The 19,631-nt window shown below is 39.9% G+C and carries 19 protein-coding genes and 1 tRNA gene; 18 read left to right on the top strand and 2 right to left on the bottom strand.

What is annotated here, in order from left to right; all coding sequences use genetic code 11:
• Nucleotides 1-359: 359 nt before the first annotated feature.
• Entirely contained in the window at nucleotides 360-2,303 is a 1,944-nt protein-coding gene (locus ACSBQP_RS08335; RefSeq protein ID WP_046527435.1) for an LTA synthase family protein, read from the top strand.
• A 156-nt stretch (nucleotides 2,304-2,459) separates the two neighbouring features.
• Nucleotides 2,460-3,026, top strand: coding sequence for a signal peptidase I (lepB, locus tag ACSBQP_RS08330; RefSeq protein WP_017360387.1), 567 nt, complete (start codon nucleotides 2,460-2,462; stop codon nucleotides 3,024-3,026).
• Nucleotides 3,027-3,068: 42 nt separating this feature from the next.
• Here the strand turns inward: lepB and ACSBQP_RS08325 are convergent, their stop codons facing one another.
• Nucleotides 3,069-4,361 (bottom strand): homocysteine synthase, encoded by a 1,293-nt coding sequence (locus tag ACSBQP_RS08325; RefSeq protein WP_019743963.1) that lies wholly within the window; start codon nucleotides 4,359-4,361, stop codon nucleotides 3,069-3,071.
• 265 nt (nucleotides 4,362-4,626) lie between these two features.
• Between ACSBQP_RS08325 and ACSBQP_RS08320 the strand changes: the two genes are divergently transcribed.
• The 12 genes from ACSBQP_RS08320 to ACSBQP_RS08265 all read left to right on the top strand — a co-directional run bounded on the left by ACSBQP_RS08320 (nucleotide 4,627) and on the right by ACSBQP_RS08265 (nucleotide 13,872).
• Nucleotides 4,627-4,782 carry an FbpB family small basic protein gene (locus ACSBQP_RS08320; RefSeq protein ID WP_034647783.1) on the top strand — a complete coding sequence of 52 codons (156 nt, stop codon included), beginning with the start codon at nucleotides 4,627-4,629 and terminating at the stop codon, nucleotides 4,780-4,782.
• A gap of 162 nt (nucleotides 4,783-4,944) precedes the next feature.
• The gene (locus ACSBQP_RS08315) at nucleotides 4,945-5,712 is read left to right on the top strand and encodes an ABC transporter ATP-binding protein (RefSeq protein WP_048001791.1); all 768 of its coding nucleotides are present in this window, start codon (nucleotides 4,945-4,947) and stop codon (nucleotides 5,710-5,712) included.
• 14 nt (nucleotides 5,713-5,726) lie between these two features.
• A complete protein-coding gene (locus ACSBQP_RS08310; protein ID WP_048001790.1) occupies nucleotides 5,727-6,716 on the top strand; it encodes an aliphatic sulfonate ABC transporter substrate-binding protein in 990 nt (329 codons plus the stop codon).
• Between the two features lie 44 nt (nucleotides 6,717-6,760).
• Nucleotides 6,761-7,549 carry an ABC transporter permease gene (locus tag ACSBQP_RS08305; protein ID WP_420952221.1) on the top strand — a complete coding sequence of 263 codons (789 nt, stop codon included), beginning with the start codon at nucleotides 6,761-6,763 and terminating at the stop codon, nucleotides 7,547-7,549.
• A gap of 14 nt (nucleotides 7,550-7,563) precedes the next feature.
• Complete coding sequence (gene ssuD, locus ACSBQP_RS08300; RefSeq protein ID WP_035392606.1) at nucleotides 7,564-8,706, top strand: FMNH2-dependent alkanesulfonate monooxygenase; 1,143 nt, start codon at nucleotides 7,564-7,566, stop codon at nucleotides 8,704-8,706.
• Nucleotides 8,707-9,249: 543 nt separating this feature from the next.
• Nucleotides 9,250-9,462: a hypothetical protein gene (locus ACSBQP_RS08295; protein ID WP_003211695.1), complete on the top strand. Its 213-nt coding sequence runs from the start codon at nucleotides 9,250-9,252 to the stop codon at nucleotides 9,460-9,462.
• Between the two features lie 115 nt (nucleotides 9,463-9,577).
• Nucleotides 9,578-10,324 carry an ABC transporter ATP-binding protein gene (locus tag ACSBQP_RS08290; RefSeq protein WP_079920571.1) on the top strand — a complete coding sequence of 249 codons (747 nt, stop codon included), beginning with the start codon at nucleotides 9,578-9,580 and terminating at the stop codon, nucleotides 10,322-10,324.
• Nucleotides 10,302-11,768, top strand: coding sequence for a hypothetical protein (locus ACSBQP_RS08285; protein ID WP_041093321.1), 1,467 nt, complete (start codon nucleotides 10,302-10,304; stop codon nucleotides 11,766-11,768). The genes ACSBQP_RS08290 and ACSBQP_RS08285 overlap by 23 nt, the downstream gene beginning before the upstream one ends.
• Nucleotides 11,752-12,657 (top strand): PqqD family protein, encoded by a 906-nt coding sequence (locus ACSBQP_RS08280; protein ID WP_035392602.1) that lies wholly within the window; start codon nucleotides 11,752-11,754, stop codon nucleotides 12,655-12,657. Before ACSBQP_RS08285 ends, ACSBQP_RS08280 begins: the two co-directional genes overlap by 17 nt.
• The gene (locus ACSBQP_RS08275) at nucleotides 12,654-12,935 is read left to right on the top strand and encodes a hypothetical protein (RefSeq protein WP_035392600.1); all 282 of its coding nucleotides are present in this window, start codon (nucleotides 12,654-12,656) and stop codon (nucleotides 12,933-12,935) included. Before ACSBQP_RS08280 ends, ACSBQP_RS08275 begins: the two co-directional genes overlap by 4 nt.
• Nucleotides 12,936-13,014: 79 nt before the next feature.
• Nucleotides 13,015-13,671 carry a hypothetical protein gene (locus ACSBQP_RS08270; RefSeq protein WP_081114732.1) on the top strand — a complete coding sequence of 219 codons (657 nt, stop codon included), beginning with the start codon at nucleotides 13,015-13,017 and terminating at the stop codon, nucleotides 13,669-13,671.
• Between the two features lie 127 nt (nucleotides 13,672-13,798).
• Nucleotides 13,799-13,872: transfer RNA gene (locus ACSBQP_RS08265), tRNA-Gly, on the top strand.
• A gap of 96 nt (nucleotides 13,873-13,968) precedes the next feature.
• On the opposite strand, the gene ACSBQP_RS08260 is transcribed toward ACSBQP_RS08265, so the two are convergent.
• On the bottom strand, nucleotides 13,969-14,565 hold the full coding sequence (locus ACSBQP_RS08260) for a hypothetical protein (protein ID WP_435028309.1): 597 nt from the start codon (nucleotides 14,563-14,565) through the stop codon (nucleotides 13,969-13,971).
• An 83-nt stretch (nucleotides 14,566-14,648) separates the two neighbouring features.
• Between ACSBQP_RS08260 and queG the strand changes: the two genes are divergently transcribed.
• The 4 genes from queG (at nucleotide 14,649) to ACSBQP_RS08240 (ending at nucleotide 19,616) form a co-directional block, all read left to right on the top strand.
• Nucleotides 14,649-15,797: a tRNA epoxyqueuosine(34) reductase QueG gene (gene queG / locus ACSBQP_RS08255; RefSeq protein ID WP_026050065.1), complete on the top strand. Its 1,149-nt coding sequence runs from the start codon at nucleotides 14,649-14,651 to the stop codon at nucleotides 15,795-15,797.
• A gap of 61 nt (nucleotides 15,798-15,858) precedes the next feature.
• Nucleotides 15,859-16,761 carry an amidase domain-containing protein gene (locus tag ACSBQP_RS08250; RefSeq protein WP_017366902.1) on the top strand — a complete coding sequence of 301 codons (903 nt, stop codon included), beginning with the start codon at nucleotides 15,859-15,861 and terminating at the stop codon, nucleotides 16,759-16,761.
• 43 nt (nucleotides 16,762-16,804) lie between these two features.
• Nucleotides 16,805-17,278: a tRNA (uridine(34)/cytosine(34)/5-carboxymethylaminomethyluridine(34)-2'-O)-methyltransferase TrmL gene (gene trmL / locus ACSBQP_RS08245; RefSeq protein WP_003211950.1), complete on the top strand. Its 474-nt coding sequence runs from the start codon at nucleotides 16,805-16,807 to the stop codon at nucleotides 17,276-17,278.
• A 442-nt stretch (nucleotides 17,279-17,720) separates the two neighbouring features.
• Nucleotides 17,721-19,616 (top strand): PrkA family serine protein kinase, encoded by a 1,896-nt coding sequence (locus tag ACSBQP_RS08240; RefSeq protein ID WP_017360374.1) that lies wholly within the window; start codon nucleotides 17,721-17,723, stop codon nucleotides 19,614-19,616.
• Nucleotides 19,617-19,631: the final 15 nt, after the last annotated feature.

Raw genomic sequence — 19,631 nt, 5'->3', positions numbered from 1 at the left:
TTGTATAAATTTGGCTAAGTGAGTCGAAAAGCCTAGGTGATTCTTCCTTTTCTTTATAATTACTTTGACACGATTAGATGAAAAAAGTAAAGTAGTACTGAGTGATTTACAAAACCTTCATCATTCTCTCAAACATGAAGCGGCAGTAAATTTAATGTAAATGGATATTTTTCCTTTTATTTACTCGTATTTTTTTGAAACTTATGATGCTTCTTATTCGTTATATTAAAGGAGCACATGTAACCTGCGGAGAAAAGAGCATCGGAATGCTTGGTGCAGAAGATTTACATTTGCAAAATCAATGTAAATTTTTTATGATTTCATTTATATCAGATCGAAAATAAGAAAGAAGAGGTTTTATGAAAAAAATATTTGCGAACAAATATAGCTTTTTTGTTTTGGCTGTCCTTTTATTTTGGGCAAAATCGTACACAGCCTACAAAATGGACTTTAATTTAGGAGTGAAGGGATCTTTTCAAGAGGGTCTTCTCTTATTAAATCCATTCAGTTCAGCCATCGTGTTTTTAGGACTTGCTCTCTTTTTGAAGGGGCGTAAATCGGCCATTGTTTTAATTGTCATTGATTTTATTATGACCGCACTTTTATATGCGAATGTAGCGTACTATCGTTTCTTTGATGATTTTTTAACATTCCCGACAATGAAACAAGCCGGTAATCTTGGGGGAGGTATGACTGGCGGTGTGTTAGCAAGTATTAAGCCGCATGACCTTTTGTACTTCCTAGATATCATCATTTTAATTGCCATTGTCATTTGGAGACCAGAAGTGAAGAAGTTCCAAATGAAAAAAACTTTCGCACTGCTGATTGTGGCTACAGGTGTTGGACTGTTCTTCGTTAACCTACACTTAGCTGAAAAAGATCGTCCAGAATTATTGACGAGAACATTTGATCATAAGTACATTGTGAAATATTTAGGTGTTTATAACTATGCGATTTATGACGGCGTGCAAACCGCACAAAATGCAACGCAGGTAGCAAATGCGAGCAGTGATGATTTAACGGATGTCGTGAACTATACGACTTCTCACTATGCGAAACCAAATGCAGAATACTTTGGTCAAGCTAAAGGGAAAAACATCATCAAAATCCATTTAGAAAGCTTCCAGTCATTTTTAATTGACTACAAGTTAAATGGAGAAGAAGTGACGCCGTTTTTAAACAAACTAGCTCATGGAAAAGAAGATTTTACGTATTTTGATAACTTCTTCCACCAGACTGGTCAAGGGAAGACTTCTGATGCTGAGCTCATGATGGATAATAGTATGTTTGGCTTACCAGAGGGTGCAGCGTTTGTGACAAAAGGTGAAAATACCTTCCAATCACTTCCTGCCATCTTAGATCAAAAAGCAGGCTATACGAGTGCAGTGCTTCACGGGGATTATAAATCTTTCTGGAACCGTGATACGATTTATAAACATATGGGAATTGATCAATTCTTCGATGCATCTTATTACAACATGGATGAAGAAAACCTTGTAAACATGGGTCTGAAGGATAAGCCATTCTTTAAAGAATCAATCCCAATGTTAGAATCAATGAAAAAGCCATTTTATGCACACTTAATGACATTGACCAACCATTATCCATTTAATTTAGATGAGAAAGATGCGACAATCGCTAAGGCAACAACTGGCGATAAAACAGTGGATAATTATTTCCAAACAGCGAGATACTTGGATGAGTCATTAGAACAATTCTTTAAGGACTTGAAAAAATCAGGTCTATATAAAGACTCAGTGATTCTATTATATGGTGATCATAACGGTATTTCTGAGAACCATAACCGTGCAATGAGTGAGATTCAAGGGAAAGAAATTACGCCATATCAAAATGCACAAAATCAGCGTGTACCGCTCATGATTCGGATCCCTGGGAAACAAGGCGGCGTGAATCATACGTATGGCGGTGAAGTAGACGTGATGCCAACGCTTCTTCACTTACAAGGTATTGATTCAAATGAGTACGTGAATTTTGGAACAGATTTATTCTCTAAGAAGCATGATCAAACTGTTGCATTCCGTAACGGAAACTATGTGACACCAAAATATACCCTTGTAGATAATACGGTCTACGATACAAAAACGGGTAAAGTGGTGAAACAAAACAAAAAGACAGAAGCGATTAAAGCCCGTGTTGATAATCAGTTAAGCTTGTCAGATAAAGTACTGTACAGGGATCTTCTTCGATTCCATAAGCTATCTGATTTTAAACCAGTGAATCCATCTGATTATTTCTATGGTAAAACAAACAAAGAGACAGAAGCGGATTCTTCTGCTAACTAACTGAGTTTTGGGCAAGCACAGAAAGGTGCTTGCCTTTTTCTCTCTTACAGCTTGATTTGTTGGCAAAATATGTTTATATTTAGGGAGAAACAAGCGTGGCGTCAGCGGTCAGCTGGCGATAACTCATTTTGTCCTAGGGGATTTCAGGAGGAGCTTATGACAACAAATACAAAAACACAAAAAAAGAAATCAGAATTATGGGGCTGGATCAAAGCCATCTTAATCGCATTTATTGCTGTTTTTATCATTCGTAACTTTTTATTCGCACCGTATATTGTAAAGGGGACTTCTATGGAACCGACACTGCATAATACAGAGCGGGTGTTTGTGAATAAAACAGTCGATTACTTCGGCGATTATAAACGCGGACAGATCATCGTTCTTGATGGGGAAGACCGCAGTACTCACTATGTGAAACGATTGATTGGTTTACCTGGTGATAAAATCGAAATGAAAAATGACCAGCTATATGTGAACGGTCAAAAAGTGGCGGAGCCTTATTTAGCATCAAACAAAAAGAAAGCTGCCGCAGATGGCACCTTGCTGACACCTGATTTTGGTCCTCTTACAGTCCCTAAAGGAAAGTACTTTGTCATGGGTGACAACCGCCAAAACTCAATGGACAGTCGCAACGGTTTAGGTCTTTTTACAAAGAGTGATATTCAAGGGACAACATCATTCGTGTTTTATCCCTTCCAAGATATTCGATTAATCAATCACTAGTCAATAAGAAAAAGCACACAGGTGTGTGCTTTTTTTGTTTGGTTAAGACTGGCTTTTTGAAATCGCCTGTTCTAGATCTGCCAGAATATCTTCAATCGCTTCTGTTCCAACAGATAAACGAATAAGTTCTGGTGTCACCCCTGTGGCTTTTTGCTCTGCTTCACTTAATTGCTGATGCGTTGTGCTGGCAGGGTGGATGATGAGTGACTTAGAGTCGCCTACGTTTGCAAGATGTGAGAAAAGCTGAACCGAATCAATGAGTTTTTTTCCTGCGTCTTTGCCACCTTTAATGCCGAATGTGAGGATGGCGCCTTGCCCTTTTGGTAAATAAGTTTGAGCCAGCTCAAAGGATTCATGGCCTTCAAGACCTGGATAGCTGACCCATTCTACAAGAGGATGATCTTGTAAAAATTGTGCTGTCTTCAATGCATTTTCACTGTGGCGTTCAAGGCGAAGATGCAATGTTTCTAAGCCTTGCAAGAGTAAAAATGAGTTGAATGGTGATAAAGCCGCCCCTAGATCACGTAAGAGCTGTACACGTGCTTTTGTGATATAAGCTGCTTCGCCAATCGCTTCTGTATACGTCAGGCCATGATAGCTTGGGTCTGGTTCAGTCAGGCCTTTGAACTTATCGCTATCACCCCAAGGAAACTTGCCGCTGTCGACGATGACTCCGCCAATGGATGTGCCGTGGCCGCCGATGAATTTCGTCGCTGAATGGACGACAATGTCTGCGCCAAATTCAATCGGTCTTAACAAATAAGGGCTGGCAAGTGTGTTATCCACAATTAGCGGGATATGGTGCTTGTGTGCAATGGCTGATACGGCTTCAATATGTAAAATGTCGCCTTTTGGATTTCCGATGCTCTCTGCATACACTGCTTTTGTTTTATCTGTAATGGCTGCTTCAAGTTCTTCAAGGTTTGAGGAATCCACAAACTTTACTGTTATTCCAAGCTTTTTCAAGGTATGAGCAAATAAATTATATGTGCCGCCATACAGACTGCTGGAGGATACGATTTCGTCACCAGCTCCTGCAATGTTTAAAATGGAGTAAGTGGTCGCTGCTTGTCCTGAGGAGACAGCAAGTGCACCAATTCCACCTTCAAGCTCAGCGATCCGTTTTTCAAACACATCATTTGTCGGGTTCATAATACGTGAATAAATATTACCGGGTTCCTGAAGTCCGAATAAATTCGCCGCATGCTCACTATCTCTAAAACCGAAAGAGCTTGTTTGGTAAATAGGTACAGCTCTTGAATAGGTGGCTGAATCCAGTTCTTGACCTGCGTGTATTGCTTTTGTTTCTAAACGAAATTGAAGTTCTTCTGACATGTGTGTATCCTCCTTTTGTTAGATAAAACCAACTACTTTAATAAGAAATATTTAATAAGACTATAAATCTTGTTTACTGCCCGGTCAATCATTTTTTAGATAAATCTGAAAAAACAATAAATATAGTTGACATGTCGGAATAGTATGTATTAACATAAGCATACTGAAAATACCAACAAGAATTGCTGATCGGTCAACCGAAGGCTCGTTCACTCAGGCATGAGTGAAGGGCCTTTTTTTATTTTAATCTGAAGGGAAGATGAAGATGGAGAAAAAGAAAAAACGAAAAAAATACAGAAAACATTTGGATATCACATTAGACATTTTGATTGAGCGGAACAAATATGAAATTTACAGCAATCAAGAACGAATAGAAGAGATTTACGATCGTATTGATGAAAAGCATACAAGGTCGAAATAACTATTTTATAAAATATAGTTGATTTATAGGAATAATATGATTTAGGATGGTGCTAACAACTCAATATGAATAGCTGATCGGACAACACGAAGGCTCTTATCTCTCTTTTGGGATAAGGGCCTTTCTGTGTATCTATCTGATGACAAGAGGAGTGAACTTGCATTGACTATTTCCGTTGATATTGTGGATAAGTCTTTTTGGAAAGACAAACAAACCATTCAAGTGCTTGAAAACGTAAGGTTCACCATCGTTCCTGGTGAATTCGTGACGGTGATTGGTCCGAGCGGTTGCGGGAAAAGTACATTGCTGAAGATGATTGGAGGCCTTGATACAGATTATGATGGGGAGATCGTGATAGGAGAAAGGCGTGTGGTAGAACCAGGAATGAAACAGGGCTTTATCTTTCAAGAGCATCGCTTGTTTCCATGGCTGACGGTCGAAGAAAATATCGCTGCCAATTTCAATTTAAAACAGGCGGCTGTTCGCCGCAAAGTGGATGAATTAATTGAAATTGTTCGGTTAAAAGGTTTTGAACACGCCTATCCACATGAGCTTTCAGGCGGGATGTCACAACGTGTTGCTATTGCAAGAGCACTCCTGCATGATCCGGAGATTTTATTGCTTGATGAACCTTTTGGTGCGCTAGATGCATTTACACGGAAACACTTACAGGACGTGCTGCTGGATATTTGGCAGGAGAAAAGAACAACGATGGTGCTTGTCACTCATGATATTGACGAATCCATTTATTTAGCCAATGAAATTGTGCTGTTACAAGCAAGACCCGGCCGAATTCATAAAATCCTTCCCGTGAACTTACCATTCCCGAGGAATAGAACGTCAACAGCTTTTCAGAGCTTAAGACAAAAGGTGCTTTCAGAATTTGAGAAAACAGATGAGCTGTTACTGACGAATGGCTCAGGAATTTAAGGAGGTCAAATCGAATGAAAAGGCAAAAAAGGATCGTTCTCTTTCTGGGTATCCTCCTTGTATTAGCTGGGTGTGGTCAAGCAGCGAATGGATCAGAAGACAAGCCGAAAGAGGTTCGGATTGGGATTCAGCAAAGTCTAAGCCCACTTCTTTTAGCAAAGGAAAAAGGGTGGTTTGAGCAATCATTTGAAAAAGAAGGTGTGAAAGTCAAGTGGGTGGAGTTCCAAAGTGGTCCTCCCCAATTCGAAGGGCTTGCCGCCAATCAATTAGATTTTTCACAGGTTGGTAATTCACCTGTTATAGCTGGTCAGGCAGCAGGTATTGATTTTAAGGAAATTGGTTTATCTCAGGATGGGTTAAAGGCGAATGGGATTTTAGTGAATAAGAACAGTGAGATTCAAAAAGTAGAAGATTTAAAAGGGAAAAAAATCGCCGTTGCCAAAGGAAGCAGTGGTTTTGACTTTTTATACAAAGTATTAGATCAGGCAGGTTTATCTGCAAAGGATGTCCAGATCATTCAGCTTCAGCCGGATGAGGCAATATCTGCGTTTGAAAATGGGTCAGTTGATGCTTGGTCGATCTGGGAGCCGTTCTTATCACTTGAAACGATAGAAAAGGGAGCAAAGCTACTGGTTAATGGAGAAGCGACCGATTTATATTCACCTGGATTCACACTTGTCAGAACCAAGTTTGCCGATGAACACCCTGAACTAGTGGTGCAATTTTTAAAAGTATATGACAAAGCGGTGAAATGGCAGAAAGATCATCAACAGGAAGCCATTACACTTTATGCTCGTTTGAAACAATTAGATCAGAAGGTGGTGACACAAGTATTAAACAATACAGAGCCGCTCAATGAGCCCATTTCTAAGAAAATCATAAACGCCCAGCAGCATACAGCTGATTTTCAATATCAAACAAAGGCGATTCAGCGGAAGATTGATGTCAATCAGGTGGTAGATAATTCGTTCATTGAAAAAATGCTGAAAGAGGAGAAGAGTTGATGAAAGCTGCATCTAACCCAGCCCTTGTGACTAAAACCGAGCGAATGAAGAAAAAAAGGAGAAAAGCTTCATCCTTCATCATATTAAAAGGACTTGTTTTACCTGCTTTACTCATTGCAATTTGGCAGGGAGCTGCTGCTTCTCAAATCGTTTCTTCTACTGTACTACCTGCACCCACTGTCATTGCGGAATCTTTTCGTGAGTTGATTCGTTCCGGTGAGCTGTTTGGCCATCTTTACATCAGTCTCTACAGAGCAATATGCGGGTTTTTACTTGGGGGAGGTTTAGGACTTGCGATGGGTCTGTGTGTCGGTTTTTCTAGGAAAACCGAGCAGTATGTAGATCCGACCTTGCAAATGCTGAGAACAGTTCCTCATTTAGCGGTGACTCCTTTATTTATTCTTTGGTTTGGTTTTGATGAATCAGCGAAAATTTTATTGATTGCACTTGGGGCTTTTTTTCCAATCTATATCAATACCTTTCTAGGAATTCGCAGTGTAGATAACAAGCTGTTCGATGTGGCTCGCGCTTTAGAGTTTAATCTGTATCAAAATATCACAAAGCTCATTTTACCTGCTGCCCTTCCTCATATTCTTCTGGGCGTGAGGCTTTCATTAGGCATTGCCTGGCTTGGTTTAGTGGTGGCTGAATTGATGGGGTCGAGTAGTGGAGTTGGCTACATGATTATGGATGCAAGACAATTCTCGCAAACGGATAAAGTGTTTGTAGGGATTATCATCTTTGCGGTAGTTGGTAAGATGACTGATTCATTTGTACGGCTGTTAGAAAAGCGACTGCTCAAATGGCGCACAAGTTATCAAGGTGGAAAATAATAGGAGGCGATATGATGAATATTCTATGGTTTATTCCAACGCATGGGGATGGGCGTTATTTAGGATCATCGAAAGGGGCAAGACAGGCAGACTATCCGTATTTTAAACAAATTGCTCAAGCTGCCGATCAGCTTGGGTACACAGGGGTCTTGCTGCCTACTGGTAGATCTTGTGAAGATCCATGGCTGACAGCGACCGCTTTAGCTGCAGAAACAACTCATTTAAAGTTTCTTGTGGCTCTTCGGCCAGGGTTGATGCAGCCGTCTGTTGCTGCTAGAATGACCTCCACATTTGATCGGCTTTCAGGCGGGAGACTGCTGATCAATGTTGTAGCGGGAGGAAGTAAAGAAGAACTTGAAGGAGACGGGCTATTCATTTCTCATGATGAACGCTATGAGGCAACAGAAGAATTTTTGACCATCTGGAAGCGGTTATTGAAAGGAGAGAATGTTCAGTTTCAAGGGAAGCATCTGCAAGCACAAAATGGACGTCTGCTATTTCCACCAGCTCAAACACCACATCCACCCGTTTTTTTTGGAGGATCATCAGAAGCAGGCATTCAAGCCGCTGCAAAACATACAGATGTTTATTTAACTTGGGGCGAGCCGCCTGCACAAGTAAAAGAGAAAATCGCACAAGTGAAAAAGCAGGCTGAAAAGGAAGGAAGAACGGTGAGGTTTGGTATTCGACTTCATGTGATCGTGAGAGAAACGGAAGATGAAGCTTGGCAGGCAGCGGAACATCTGATTCGTCATTTAGATCAAGAGACTATTGATGAGGCGCAAAAGACTTTACAAGGGATGGACTCAGTAGGGCAAAAACGAATGGTTGAATTACATCAAGGGAATAAAGAGAAGCTTGAAATTAGCCCTAATCTTTGGGCAGGCATTGGCTTAGTTAGAGGCGGGGCAGGAACAGCGCTCGTCGGGGACCCGCATACAGTAGCAGAACGTATAATAGAATATCAGTCTCTAGGTATTGATACATTTATCTTTTCTGGTTATCCGCACTTAGAAGAATCTTATTATTTAGCAGAACTTGTTTTCCCGCTTCTCCCATTTAAAAGAAATGGTGATGCAGGACCACACGTTCCTGCTGGTGAAATTATTGGGAACAATTACTTTCCTGATACAGCCTCTGCTGCAAGTTCCTCATAAATGAAAGCAAAGCAGTCATACTTGTGTCGGGCTGCTTTGCTTTTTTTATAGAAAGAGATGCAAGTAAAATGATATGTGCTGTGGAAGAAGGCAAGGGCTTTTTTCCCAACAGAATTTCTTGTATATACATATTTTAAGAGACAAGAGAAGAAGGAAAATATGCTCACTCTTTTGTCGGAATTATCAGTTAATATGTCGTATTTGATGTGATAACAACATATAATTAGGACTTTTATATCTGATATATCGGGGGAATTCTTTCTATCTCAAAAAAATGAAAGATTAAATAGAAGAGATGATGAAAATGAACTATTTGAAAAAAGGCAGAAAAAAGATGGATTTATTGCCAATATTTGGGTCTTGTGGTTCTTATGTTGTGGTGAAAACTAGTAAAAAAGGGAGAATTTATACAGTTGAACATGAACAATTGAATAAAAAGTCACATTTTACACGAAAATATGTTCGGTCAAAAATGGGATCTTCTGTTGATGTTTGGAGTGTGACGCCTATGATACGATCATCATAAGCTGGGAGGTGAAAAGTATGACTTATGCAGCGCCGCAAGTTGACTATTCCACTATGGAACCTGCTATTATGGACCAAGCTTGGTTCTTAGTATTTGTTGCTGTCCTTCTTGGATTGGGAGCAACAGTTGTTCTAGGAGCAGCAGTTTGGTGTTTAGCAAACGGCAAGGGTAGCTTTACAGGAGCCGTTCAGTGGGAAAGTGGCTTAAAAGTCCAAATTGAATGTAAGTAGCTATACTTAGGATTCATCTTTTTACTTCTTAGATAAGACACCAGGGCTAAACCGTCTGTGGCGGGCGGTTTAGCCTGATCTGTTTTTAAAGAATATGCAGACACTTGGAGGTTATATGTTTACGATCGAGAATTTAACCAAGACGTATAAAAATAACGTGACTGCTGTCAATAATTTTCATTTAAAAATTGCCCCTCATCAAATCGTTGCTGTGGCTGGACCAAATGGATCCGGTAAAACAACGATGATTAACTGTGTACTCGGCATCATTAAGCATACAGAAGGAACCATTCATATCAAGGACGTCACAAATGATGATCCATCCTTTAAAAAACAAGTCGCCTATGTTCCAGATGATCTGCTGCTCCCTGAAGCATTGACTGGTGCTGAATATTTAGATTTCGTTTCTTCTATGTATGAATGTAAAACAATTCAAAGAAGAAATCAACTAATTGAATTGTTTGATATGGAATCAGCTTTATCAAGACCGATTGAAACCTATTCCCATGGAATGAAAAAAAAGACACAGCTGATTGCTGCCTTTATGCTTGAGAGTCAATTAGTGATCATGGATGAGCCCTTTAGAGGACTTGATATTGAAGCGGTTATAAACACAAAGAAACTAATGAAACGTTATGCCGAGCACCATGGTGCAATCTTGCTTTCAACGCATGATATGCTTTCAGCGGAAGAGCTGTGCCACAAGATCGCCATTATTTCTAAAGGAAATAAAATGGATGAAGGGACGGTTTCAGCCTTAAAAGAAAAGTATCAATCAAGCACATTGGAACAGGTGTTTCTGAAAGCTTCAATGTTAAGTGATAGGGGTGCACATTTTGATGAAATCATTAATCATTTCTAAAATGATGCTTAAAATGTGGCAGCAGGAGATGTATAAGCTCTTTGATACTCAAACGAAGCGAATCATTGTGGTCTTATTCTTTTTGTTTGCAGTCACAATGGGAGCCATCATCGGATACAGTTTTACGGGTGTCTTTATGAAGGCTTTCTTAAATGGAGATGAACGTTCACTTGGGTTGTTGGTTGTGTCGATGGCAATCAATGCATCCATTTTTACAAGCTTGTTATTTGTGCTGATCAAAGTCAGAACACCTGAACAAGATCGTTTTTCTATGCAGCTCAGCTGGTTTCCGCTGTCTACCTTTCAAAAAAGTCTTGGTTACTTCATTCCGATGGTGACAGTCGTGACAGGGCTTGTTTTATTTTTCATCGGGATCTTGCTTTTACCTAATTTTATTGCACAAGGGATCGGTATTTTCTTTATTCTTACGTTCTTTTTGATGGTGCTGTTGCAATCGCTCTTTGTCTTAACACTGCTTCAGCTCATTTACAACGTGACTTATTTACTCGTACTAAAATTAAAATTACCGTTGCAAAAATTTGCAGCGATATTTGTTTTATTAGCGCTAGTTGTAGCGTATGGAATGACACATTTCGACATCAATCAAATACAGCAATCATATGTACAGTTTGATTATCATTTGATGTATTTTACAGCACCGTTTTTCTTAGCGGCACAAGGGATGTCTCCTGACGGGGTGAATTATGCGATGTTGATCCTCTTCATCCTATTATCTGCGGGAGGCGCATTTATTTCTCTTGCTTTAATGCCAATTATGGCTGAGAAAAAAGCGTTAACCTTTCTGCACAAACTGCCATTTTCATCTTCGAAAAAGTGGTCACTCATTGTAAAGGAAATAAAGTCACAAGTGAGAAATGAAGAAAATATTTTAAACTTTCTCATTCTCCTTATTGTCATTTTATTTGTCCGTTATCAGTTTGCCTTCCGCTTTGAAGGAGAAGCTTATTTTGTCTTATGTGCGCTAGCTGGGTTAACAGCTTTTAATTCATTTGGCAATGACAAACGTATGCTTGGGATGTATAAAACGTTTGGTCTAAGGCCGTGGGAAGTGGCTCTTTATAAGTTCCTCGGGCTTTTGCTCGTTGGTGTGATCCAAATTGTTTTATTTATGATCACAACACTGACGCTCCCGGATCAGATATGGATCGTGTTGATTGGCGCTGCTGTCTTGTGTAATGCAACGGCTCTCTTTTATGTGGTAGGTATTTTATTGCCCCTTGATCGAAATAATCCATACACAGGTATTTTCTCGTTTGGAGCGCTTATTTTAATCATGATTCCGATTGTATTTATTGGAAACTATGTGATAGGGGAATCGAGTCAAATGCTTCAGTGGCTGCTTGTGGCAGGATTTGAATGTCTGCTCATCTTTGCCATATATAAAGGTTTTTCATGGAGGTATTCACATGATTCAACTTCTTAACAATAAGCTAAAGATTGAGCGGGTGCCGGCACTTGCGCCATATGTGACTTTACAAAAAAGGCATTTGACTGATACGCAGTACGGAAGCTCACTTCCAATTAACGAAAGTGCATATCATATGTTAACGAAAGTGGATGGTCAAAGGACAGAGGCGAGTATTACGGCAGAACTCGCCGATTTGTTTCAGGTCGATGAGTCTGTGATTGCCCGCGATTTTTATCAATTGATGATGGGGCTGAATCAGCATCACTTGCTGTCGATTCATTATCAATCGCCATATCGGACTGTCACAGCCTTCTGTCAATTTTTTAAGCAGTATCAAGTAAAGATGAAAGAGCGGTTTGACTGCACGGGTCATTCATTTCTTCACATATTGGGTACGGCTCTGCTGATGGTGACGCGCAAAATCATCTTTTTCTGGGTGCTCTTTATGATCATGGCGGGAATCGCCTTTTTATTTATTCCTGATTCATCGATTGCGGCCATTGCGATTTATTTTACGATTATTTATTTCGGATTAATTACTGGAACTGCCTTGCATGAGGCGGCACATGGGTATGCACATCGGAAGTTCGCCGGCCGGGATGGTCCTCAAGGCTTTTTTGCGAGCGATATGATGTCTGTGAAATTTGTGAGGCCTGTTTTAGACCCGTTTCAGAAAAAACAGGTGTGGATTACACTGCTTGGTCCGCTTTTGCCGGGGCTCATTGGCGCAGTCGGAATCATTGTGACTGTTTTATTTCTAAAAGAAAATCCAATTTCGACAGGGTTTTTCATTTTTTCAATCACGTATTTTATTCAATTGCTCTACCTTCTTCCGTTTATGGGGGATGGTAAGTCTATTATGAAGCAGTTATTGCTTGGTGGAATGGGAGGACAACGATCATGAACGTTCAGGCAATGAAACAAGGTGCAATTGTTGGTAGTTTCCTAGGTTTCTTAGGTTTTCCGATGCTGACCATTGGTGTTCTGTTCTATCACTTATTTCAATCAAAAACAAATAATGAATTATTATTTAACAGTCTTGCTTTTGAGATGGAAGGTTCGTCTGCATTTACGTTCCAAATCAAACCAAACTTTTTTATTTATATGGTTGTCATTTTTGCTGTCAGTTTTTTCATTGTGGCATTCCTATCAGCCATGAAACAGAAAAAAGCGAAAGATTAGGAGAATTCTCCTAATCTTTTTTTGTATATTAAACCAAATTTTAGTATAATAAAAAATAAATGTATAAAAGGGGATATCAATGATTAAGAAATGGAGCATTCTTTTATTGACTGTTTTTCTATTAGCAGGATGCGGCGAGAAGGCTGCAGAAACAACAACGACAGAGAAAACGGTCTCTAAAATAGAAACAGAGTCTGACTCTAAAAACCAAGTAACTATTGAAAAAATGAAATTGACAAAGAAAGAAAAAAACTTACTAGAGGCATCAACGACGAATGAAATAGTAGCTCTTACACTTAAAGGATTAACGAAGAATGATAAGAGTATTACTTTTATCGGGAGCCACTACAAAAATGGCCGGCTAGTTAATAAAGAGGCATCTTCTTCGACTTTTACGTTACATCAGGATGGTACCGACCAAACGATGAATGTACTTTTACAATTAAGGCATGAGAAAGATACATATGAATCACAATTTAGTATGTGGTCAGATAACAAGAATGAGGGAATGACAAAAGCAACAGCAAGCTTTCCATTCAAAGTAAGTGATTATGTTTTTTCTGCACAATCTGATACTGTCAAAGTAACTTCTGGAGGAAAGGCACTGATTGCGTATACAGCGGCAATGGGGAAAGACGGAAATTCACCGATGCTTGAAGAGATTGAGAAAAATCCTAAGCAAGCGCTGAAGAATAAGTCACATGCCTACTTATTTTATATCCAGCTAGACAAATAACTATCGTAATATATATGGAGAATATGAAATTTTTTGACGAAAAATCTTCATATTCTCTTGACGAATTGTTAAGAAAGTTGTAACATAATAAAAGTCAACGCAATGACGTTGTCTTTAAAAGATTGATGCGGGTGTAGTTTAGTGGTAAAACCTCAGCCTTCCAAGCTGATGTCGTGAGTTCGATTCTCATCACCCGCTCCAATACATAATTTTGTTTATAACGCAGTATTTCGTTTCATAGATAAACGAAGTGTTGCGTTTTTTATTATGTCAGTATAATGTAAAAAGCACTGTGACCTACAGTGCTTTTTCAATGAGTTCATATTTGCTTTCTCCACCATGTATTTGTATAAACATCTTCGTCAAGGATTGTATAAGTGCCTCACTCTTTTCCCGGTAAATAGATGGTGGGAAGAGAATGATTTGAAGAATGTTTTTTGTGTCTTGAGAAATTTGAGCTTTACTTGCTTGAGAAAATAACCCTTTAAGCTCTGCGCCATCCTGCCATTCAATATGACCAGTTTCATTTTTGGATAATGAAAGAGGCCCTTTCAATTGATCGGCATCTAATGTGAGGATAGGCAAGAAATATTTTAGTGAGAAAAATATCGACAAATCCTGTACGGAATTGGTCGAGTTAATAAATTGTTCTTTTTGAATATCAGCAAGAAGCGGAAGAAAGGGGATACCTTCTAGAAGATTCGTCCATTCTTTGATCGCTGGTACTTCTTCCAAAGTTTGATCTTCATATTCAAAAAACAAAGATTCTTGAAACAGGCGCAGTCGGCCTTTTAACATTTGAGGGGATTTCCCTATCTCAATATGTGAATATTCAATCTGTCCAACATGGATAGACGGGCTTTGAGGTTGGGAGATTTCCAGTTGTATCTTCACAGTGACTCACTCCAATCGGTCATGATACACTCGTATTATACTGAAAACAACTGAAGAAACAAAGAAAGGAGGTTTGCAAGGTGATTCATGTTGGACAATTAAAAGAAGAATTAATTCAATATGCGAACGAAATTGGTGTCGATAAAATTCGATTTGCAAGTGCTGATACATTTGATTCATTAAAGGACCGCCTCATCTTACATGAATCGTTAGGGTATTTGTCCGGTTTTGAAGAACCTGATATCGAAAAACGAACAAATCCTGCTTTGCTGCTTCCAAAAGCAAAATCAATTGTCGCCATTGCGCTCGCATACCCTTCCAAAATGAAAGATGCTCCCCGAAGTACAAAGGATGCAAGAAGAGGGATTTTTTGCAGGGCTTCATGGGGAACTGATTATCATGTTGTGCTGAAAAAAAAGCTCGACATGCTTGAAGAATTTTTGCGCAGTAAACACGAAGATATACGGACAAAATCAATGGTGGACACAGGTGAATTGTCTGACCGTGCTGTAGCTGAACGTGCTGGCATTGGCTTTAGCGCAAAGAACTGTATGATTATCACACCAGAGTTCGGATCTTATGTCTATTTGGCTGAGATGATTACAAATGTTCCATTTGAACCGGATGAGAAAATAGAAGACCAGTGCGGAACTTGTAATAAATGTGTGGATTCATGCCCAACGGGTGCTCTTGTGAATCCAGGCCAGCTCAATTCTCAAAGGTGTATTTCGTTTTTAACACAGACAAAAGGGTTTTTACCTGACGAATTTCGCTCGAAAATAGGGAATCGGTTGTATGGATGTGATACGTGCCAAACGGTCTGCCCAATTAATAAAGGGAAAGACTTTCATCTACATCCTGAAATGGAGCCGGACCCTGAAATTGCAAAGCCGCTCTTAAAGCCACTGCTGACAATCAGCAATCGTGAGTTTAAAGAGAAGTATGGTCATGTTTCTGGATCATGGCGAGGGAAAAAGCCTATTCAGCGGAATGCCATTTTGGCACTTGCTCACTTTAAAGATACATCTGCTTTGCCAGATTTGGTTGACCTGATGCATAAAGATCCAAGACCGGTCATTCGAGGCACGGCTGCTTGGGCAATCGGTAAAATTGGCGATGGTCAGCAGCTTTCAGAACTCGAAAAAGCCCTTGAACGGGAAAGTGATGAAGAAGCAAAACAAGAGATCATCAAAGGGATTGAATTGTTACAAACACCTTTAAATACTAAATAACCTCCCATTGAACATAGAATGAACCAAACAGAGATGTTAAAAAAAGTTTGGTGGTGTCTGTGTGAAACAATTATTAGAACAAACGTTAGAAGACAGACTGGCATATTTATTAAATGGCAGTACGATCAAACAGCCGCAGCTGATGTCTGATGTGGATGCTGTGGAGCGAAAGAAAGAGCTGTTTGCAAGAAGACAAGTTGAGATTGTCAAGGCGAAAGCAAAAGCAAAACTTCTCGATTCAGCTATTCAAGATGATGGAGCTCAGCAAGTACAATATCTCGCTCACCTCACTTATGTCTGTAAGGATATAGACGATTCTTTTTATTTAGAGGAACAGGTTGAGAAAAGAGAAGCGTTTCTTTATAACGACATGCTTGTGAAAGATCGGATGATGTTAGAAGAACGACAAAAGGAAGATCAGGTGGATGAGCGCTTCCAAAATGAAGACCAATTTGGAAGAGCTTTTCACTATGACCGGCGTGCAGCTGTTCAATATGCTGAGACGTATTGGAATAAACGGAATCCAGCCTATAAAAATTTCGAAGATAACTGTACGAATTTTATTTCACAATGTCTAAAAGCAGGGAATGCGCCAACGAGAGGATATCCGAACCGTGGATCTGGCTGGTGGGTTCGTCCACATACATGGAGCTACAGCTGGACGGTGGCACATTCGATGAAAAATTATTTAGCGAATTCCAAAGCGGGGTTGAGAGCGAAGAAGCTCAAGGAGCCGCAAGAGCTTCAAATAGGTGATGTGATTTGCTACGATTTTGAGGGTGACGGTAGGTATAATCATACAACCATTGTCGTTGATCATGATAAAGGCGGAATGCCTCTAGTGAATGCACAAACGTATGACAGCCGTATGCGTTACTGGTCGTATGAAGATTCAACGGCTTATACACCTAGTATTCGTTATACGTTTTTTCACATTTTGGACGATGCTCCAAAGGGTAGTTAATGGTATAATGTTGAGCGGAAAAGAAAATTAGAGGTGAACTTTTTTGGGACTTCATGTCGTTTTATATCAACCAGAAATTCCAGCTAATACTGGAAATATTGCGCGAACATGTGCAGCAACAAATACAACACTTCATCTGATTCGTCCGCTTGGTTTTTCGACAGATGATAAAATGCTGAAGCGTGCAGGACTCGATTATTGGAAATATGCCAATGTCGTCTATCATGATTCATTAGATGAATTGTTTGAGGCTCATCCGAAGGGGCAATTTTTCTATATCACTAAGTTTGGGCAAAAGCCGCATACAACGTTCGATTACTCGCAACTAGATGAAGACTACTTCTTCGTATTTGGCAGAGAGACAAGTGGATTGCCAAAAGATTTGATTGAACGGAATATGGATCGCTGTCTACGTTTACCAATGACAGAGCATGTTCGTTCACTGAATCTATCGAATACGGCAGCGATTCTTGTGTATGAGGCGCTTCGCCAGCAACAATACCGAGATTTGATATAAGAACATGATAAAAGCCGAGATCCCATCTCGCTTTCAGTGAATATGTAAGTGCTGAAAATATGAACGAAATGAAAAAGGATGTTCCGCTGATGGAACATCCTTTTTTTCATTTGCCAGGCTTGCCTTCGTAGCCAGCTGTGAAAATGGATACTAAAAACGTAATGATGACGCCCATCATAATGACCGTTCTCATATAAGCTCCCCCTTATCCCTTTGTTCCTTTGCTGCCGGTTTCATATGTTGCGAAGTTCGCCTTGAAAAGCAGGAGATGAAGATCATTTTTCTCCTGTTTTTCCTTTATTATGAAGGGTCTTGCGGATGGTTGTCAATTCAGTTTGCCAATTCGTCATTTTGAAGAACGAAAGCATGTAATAGGACGCCTCCGCATAGATTGTAAAACAGTATCTGATTTCTAGCTTCAATCTTGAAAGAGGAGGTTCATATGGATATTTTAAAGAAAATTGAACAGCACAGAGAAGAAGAGCAGCGACTGAAATGGGAAGGTACATTCAGCGAATATCTAGATATTATTAAAGAAAATCCACTTGTCGCTCAATCTGCTCATTCTCGCGTTTATCATATGATTAAGGACAGCGGGATTGAAGAGGAGAATGGGGTCAGAACCTACAAATTTTTTGATCAGGAGCTTTTTGGATTAGAGGAATCATTGGAAAGGCTAGTGGAAGAGTATTTTCACCCTGCGGCTAAACGTTTAGATGTCAGAAAGCGTATTTTATTGTTAATGGGTCCAGTCAGCGGCGGGAAATCGACGCTTGTCACAAGGCTGAAAAGAGGGCTGGAAGAGTATTCACTAACAGATCATGGCGCAGTCTATGCGATTAAAGGCTGCCCAATGCATGAAGATCCGCTTCATCTTATTCCGCAAAATCTGCGGGAGGATTTCTATAGAGAATACGGCATACGTGTGCAGGGGAATTTATCACCTTTGAACTTGATGAGGCTCGAAGAGGAATATGGCGGCCGCATTGAGGATGTGAGAGTGGAACGAATTTTTTTCTCAGAGGACAAACGGACCGGCATTGGTACCTTCAGCCCGTCTGATCCGAAATCTCAGGACATTGCCGACTTAACAGGAAGTATTGATTTTTCAACGATTGCTGAATTTGGTTCAGAGTCAGATCCGCGTGCGTACCGGTTTGATGGAGAGCTCAATAAAGCGAACCGTGGAATGATGGAATTTCAGGAGATGTTGAAGTGTGATGAGAAATTTCTATGGCATCTTCTTTCATTAACGCAGGAGGGAAATTTTAAGGCAGGGCGTTTTGCGTTGATTAGTGCGGATGAATTGATTGTTGCACATACGAATGAAACGGAGTACCGGTCATTTATTTCGAATAAAAAGAACGAGGCTTTACACTCAAGAATTATTGTGATGCCGATCCCTTATAATTTAAAGGTGACAGAGGAAGAACGTATTTATCATAAGATGATTTCAGAAAGTGATGTCTCAGATGTTCATATTGCACCGCATACGCTAAAGGTAGCTGCGATGTTCTCTATTTTGACAAGGCTGAAAGAGCCGAAGCGGTCTGATATCGATTTGGTGAAAAAAATGCGACTGTATGATGGGGAAAGTGTCGAAGGTTTCCAATCTGTTGATATTGATGAGATGAAAAAGGAATTTCATGACGAAGGAATGAGCGGAATTGACCCGAGATATGTCATTAACCGCATTTCATCCACCATTATTCGAAAGAACATGGAATCCATCAATGCACTGGATGTCCTCCGTTCCTTAAAAGAAGGACTCGATCAGCATCCATCGATCTCAAGTGAAGATCGGGAACGTTATTTGAATTTTATTTCTGTCGCACGAAAAGAGTATGACGATATGGCGAAGAAGGAAGTTCAAAAGGCATTTGTGTATTCCTATGAGGAGTCTGCGAAAACTCTCATGGATAATTACTTAGATAATGTCGAGGCGTACTGCAATAAAAACAAACTGCGTGATCCGTTAACAGGTGAAGAAATGAATCCTGATGAAAAGCTCATGCGTTCAATTGAGGAACAGATCGGCATTTCTGAAAACGCCAAAAAGGCATTCAGAGAAGAAATCCTCATTCGGATTTCGGCTTATGCGAGAAAGGGCAAACGCTTTGATTATAATTCTCACGAGAGATTACGAGAAGCTATTCAGAAGAAGCTCTTTGCCGATTTGAAAGATGTCGTGAAAATTACGACATCGACAAAAACGCCGGATGAGCAACAGTTGAAAAAGGTCAATGAAGTAGTGGCGCGATTGATTGATGAGCATGGCTATAATTCTACAAGTGCAAATGAACTCTTAAAATATGTAGGCAGTCTTCTGAATCGTTAATAAATGAAGGAGGCA

It is taken from the genome of Bacillus sp. G402, from assembly GCF_051172515.1.
Taxonomy (GTDB): domain Bacteria; phylum Bacillota; class Bacilli; order Bacillales; family Bacillaceae; genus Bacillus; species Bacillus altitudinis.
This window is presented reverse-complemented; position numbering and strand designations above follow the sequence as displayed.

Coding starts and splice junctions, on each gene's coding strand:
- ACSBQP_RS08335 (WP_046527435.1), top strand. CDS start 360: ATGAAAAAAATATTTGCGAACAAATATAGCTTTTTTGTTTTGGCTGTC.
- lepB (WP_017360387.1), top strand. CDS start 2,460: ATGACAACAAATACAAAAACACAAAAAAAGAAATCAGAATTATGGGGC.
- ACSBQP_RS08325 (WP_019743963.1), bottom strand. CDS start 4,361: ATGTCAGAAGAACTTCAATTTCGTTTAGAAACAAAAGCAATACACGCA.
- ACSBQP_RS08320 (WP_034647783.1), top strand. CDS start 4,627: ATGGAGAAAAAGAAAAAACGAAAAAAATACAGAAAACATTTGGATATC.
- ACSBQP_RS08310 (WP_048001790.1), top strand. CDS start 5,727: ATGAAAAGGCAAAAAAGGATCGTTCTCTTTCTGGGTATCCTCCTTGTA.
- ACSBQP_RS08305 (WP_420952221.1), top strand. CDS start 6,761: ATGAAGAAAAAAAGGAGAAAAGCTTCATCCTTCATCATATTAAAAGGA.
- ssuD (WP_035392606.1), top strand. CDS start 7,564: ATGAATATTCTATGGTTTATTCCAACGCATGGGGATGGGCGTTATTTA.
- ACSBQP_RS08295 (WP_003211695.1), top strand. CDS start 9,250: ATGACTTATGCAGCGCCGCAAGTTGACTATTCCACTATGGAACCTGCT.
- ACSBQP_RS08290 (WP_079920571.1), top strand. CDS start 9,578: ATGTTTACGATCGAGAATTTAACCAAGACGTATAAAAATAACGTGACT.
- ACSBQP_RS08285 (WP_041093321.1), top strand. CDS start 10,302: ATGAAATCATTAATCATTTCTAAAATGATGCTTAAAATGTGGCAGCAG.
- ACSBQP_RS08280 (WP_035392602.1), top strand. CDS start 11,752: ATGATTCAACTTCTTAACAATAAGCTAAAGATTGAGCGGGTGCCGGCA.
- ACSBQP_RS08275 (WP_035392600.1), top strand. CDS start 12,654: ATGAACGTTCAGGCAATGAAACAAGGTGCAATTGTTGGTAGTTTCCTA.
- ACSBQP_RS08270 (WP_081114732.1), top strand. CDS start 13,015: ATGATTAAGAAATGGAGCATTCTTTTATTGACTGTTTTTCTATTAGCA.
- ACSBQP_RS08240 (WP_017360374.1), top strand. CDS start 17,721: ATGGATATTTTAAAGAAAATTGAACAGCACAGAGAAGAAGAGCAGCGA.